Origin of the sequence: Kitasatospora sp. NPDC091257 (assembly GCF_044757675.1) — a bacterium.
Taxonomy (GTDB): Bacteria; Actinomycetota; Actinomycetes; order Streptomycetales; family Streptomycetaceae; genus Kitasatospora; species Kitasatospora lactacystinica.
The window spans coordinates 1-2,827 of sequence record NZ_JBIVVI010001162.1; the positions used below are offsets into that span (position 1 = coordinate 1).

Genomic DNA, 2,827 nt, shown 5'->3' on the forward strand with positions numbered 1-2,827 from the left:
GGTCGCACCCGTCGAGGTGCTGACCGGCACCCGCCGGCCCGGGCGTCAGGGGCGGGCGTAGAAGTCCGGGGTCCCCATGATCCAGAGGCTGGCCTGCTTGACCGGCATGCCGACCCGCGGGGCCTCGATCATCTGGTCGTCGCCGATGTAGAGCCCGACGTGGTGGATGTCGGCGGCACGCCCGGTGTCGGTCCAGAAGACCAGGTCGCCGGGGCGCAGCTGGCGGTAGCCGATCGGGGTGCTCTGGGCGTACTGGTCGGCGGCGAAGTGGTTGAGCTGCCGGCCGCCCTCGCGCCAGGCCATCATCGTCAGCCCGGAGCAGTCGTAGCCGCCCGGGCCCTCGCCGCCCCAGACGTAGGGCAGGCCGATCTTGGACTTGGCGAAGGCGATGGCGGCGGCCGCGCCCTCGGCGGACCACGGGCGGGCGAGGGGCGGTGCGGGGTGGGCCCTGGTGGCAGCGGCGGCCGCCGCCGCGGCCTCGGCCTCCCGGGCGGCCTGCTCGGCGGCGGCGCGGGCGGCGGCCTCGGCCTCGCGGGCGGCGATCTCCTCCAGGGCCTCGCGGCGCCGGAGCTCCAGCTCGACGGTGGTGTTCCGGGCGGCGGCCAGCTCGGCCAGCATGTGCTCGCGGCGCCGCCCGGCGGCGGCCACCTCGTCCTGCTGGGCGGCCAGCCGCTGCTCCGCCCTGACCTTGGCCGCGCCGACCTCGGCGGCGGCCTTCCCGGCGGCCTCGGTGGCGGCCCGGGCGGCGGCGGAGGCGCCGCGGGCGGCGGCCGCGGTGGAGGTGGCGGCGTCCAGGATCTGCCGGGTGCGCTCGCTGACCTGGCCGACCGCGGCGGCGCGGTCGCCCGCGTCGCGCGCGCCGTGGGCGCCGAGCAGGGCGTTGAGGGCGGACAGTTCGGCACCCGCGCCCTGCCGGTACGTCTCGGCCGCGAGCCGGGCCGCGTCCTCGGCGGCGGCCGCCCGCTCGGCCTCGGCGGCGGCGGCGCGCTGCGCGGCGGCGACCTCCTCGGCGCGGGCCCGGGTGAAGGCGAGCCGGGCGCCGTTGTAGGCCTCGACGACCTGTTCGGCGGTACGCCCGGCCCGGTCCAGCTCGGTGCGGGCGGCGGTGAGCGCGGCCTCCAGGGCGGCGGCCGAGGAGGCCTTGCCCTCGGCCTCGGCCCGGGCCCGGTCGATCTCCTCGGTGGTCGGGTACGGGTCCTCGCCCACGGCCCGGCCGGCCGTCGGTTCGGGGTCGGCCGGGGCGGCCTGGGCGGCGGGGAGCAGCCCGAGCAGGGTGGTGAGGGACAACAGGAGGGTCGGCAGGATCCTGCGCGCCACGCGACATCCCTTCTGACGGGTCCGGAGGGGACGGCGTCGGACGGCGCGCGGCGTACGGGCGGTCGGTGGCCCGGGGGTCGGCGGGGATCCGATGAATCATCCCATCACGTGACAGAACGGTCATATGACGCCCATGTTCTCAATTCCGGCGGCCTTCACACCCGAAAAGTGCTCCGCCGGTCGGGTGACCATCGGATGATCTGACCAAGCCTCGGCTCCGGCCGGACAGCGGCGCGGGCAGGAAAGCGGACGGGGAAACGGACGGGGAACGGACCGGGACCCACGCGCAGGGCCGCGCTACCGGCCGATCCGACGGGTGTGGGTGCGCAGCCGGTGGTGCCGCTCCGGTCGGCTCTCCAGCCCGGTCGGCCCCACCGCGAAGACCCGGCTGCGCCCGGCCCGGACGGTACGACGGCGCTGCTGCGCCAGGCGGGAGCGGTCCGGACCGGCCTCGGCCGACCCGAGCGCCGGGTCCGCCGCGCCCCGGGCCGTCCCGGCGGCGGCCGCCGAACGGCGGTCGGCCAGCCGGGCCTGACGGCGGGCCAGCGCCCGGGCGGCGTGCGCGTCGAGGTGGGCGCTGGCCCGGGCGGCCATCCGCTCGGCCACCCGGTGCGCCGCCGGGTGGTTGGCGGGCACCTTGTCGGGGGCGCCGGCGATCAGGTCGAAAAGCCAGGTGCGGGCCCGGTCCGCGCGCCGGTGCAGCAGGAGCTCACGCCGCAGCGCACGCGCCCGGCGGCGGGGGCGCGCGGCGTACCGCCAGCGGGCCCACGGGCTGCTCGGGCGGGCCAGCCGGATCGCCCCGATCCAGGACAGGCCGGGGACCATGATCCCGAGCAGGCCGGTCCACACCTTGCCCTTGAGCAGGGTGATCACCGAGGCCAGCGAGTTCACCGAGATGATCGTGATCAGGCCCCACCTGGTCTCCTCGCCGGGCACCACGCCGAGCGGCACGTACCCGACCAGCAGCAGGGAGGTGAACAGGATGCCGAAGATCACCGCGTCCACCGATTTGCGGCCCTGTTCGCTCCAGTACACGTCGTCCAGGTGCAGGATCAGCGCGAACTCGTCCAGCACCAGACCGCAGCCGATGCCGAAGGCCAGGCCGAACACGTCGATCCACGGGTGCCCGCCGTAGGTGGCGAACACCCCGATGCCGCCGAGCAGCAGGAAGCCCAGGCCGAACACCATGTGGTGGATGTGCAGGCCGCCCGGGGTCACGTTGCCCGGCCACCAGCGCACCTGGGCGCGGATCATCCGGACGCTGAACCGGATGAAGACGAAAGAGGTGATGAATCCGACCAGCAGCAGGAACAGCGGTTGCTTGTGCGCGGCGACGATGTGCTCGCGGTAGCCGTCCAGCAGTGTCGTCATGGGTCTTACCTTCGTTCCTGGTCCTGCGTCCTGCCTGCCGTGACGTGGCCCGGGGGCCGGCGAAGGAGGCGGTGAGGGCGGGGGCGACGATCAGCAGCGGGCCGAGGTGGATGTCCGGCGGGGAGAGGATGTCGACCAC

At 75.8% G+C, this 2,827-nt stretch carries 2 protein-coding genes; both read right to left on the reverse strand.

Annotated elements, in window-relative coordinates:
- Positions 1 to 45: 45 nt before the first annotated feature.
- Complete coding sequence (locus ACIQOV_RS35795; RefSeq protein ID WP_401054996.1) at positions 46 to 1,317, reverse strand: C40 family peptidase; 1,272 nt, start codon at positions 1,315 to 1,317, stop codon at positions 46 to 48.
- A 297-nt stretch (positions 1,318 to 1,614) separates the two neighbouring features.
- Positions 1,615 to 2,688, reverse strand: a complete 1,074-nt coding sequence (locus ACIQOV_RS35800; protein WP_401054997.1) for a hypothetical protein — start codon at positions 2,686 to 2,688, stop codon at positions 1,615 to 1,617.
- Positions 2,689 to 2,827 lie beyond the last annotated feature (139 nt).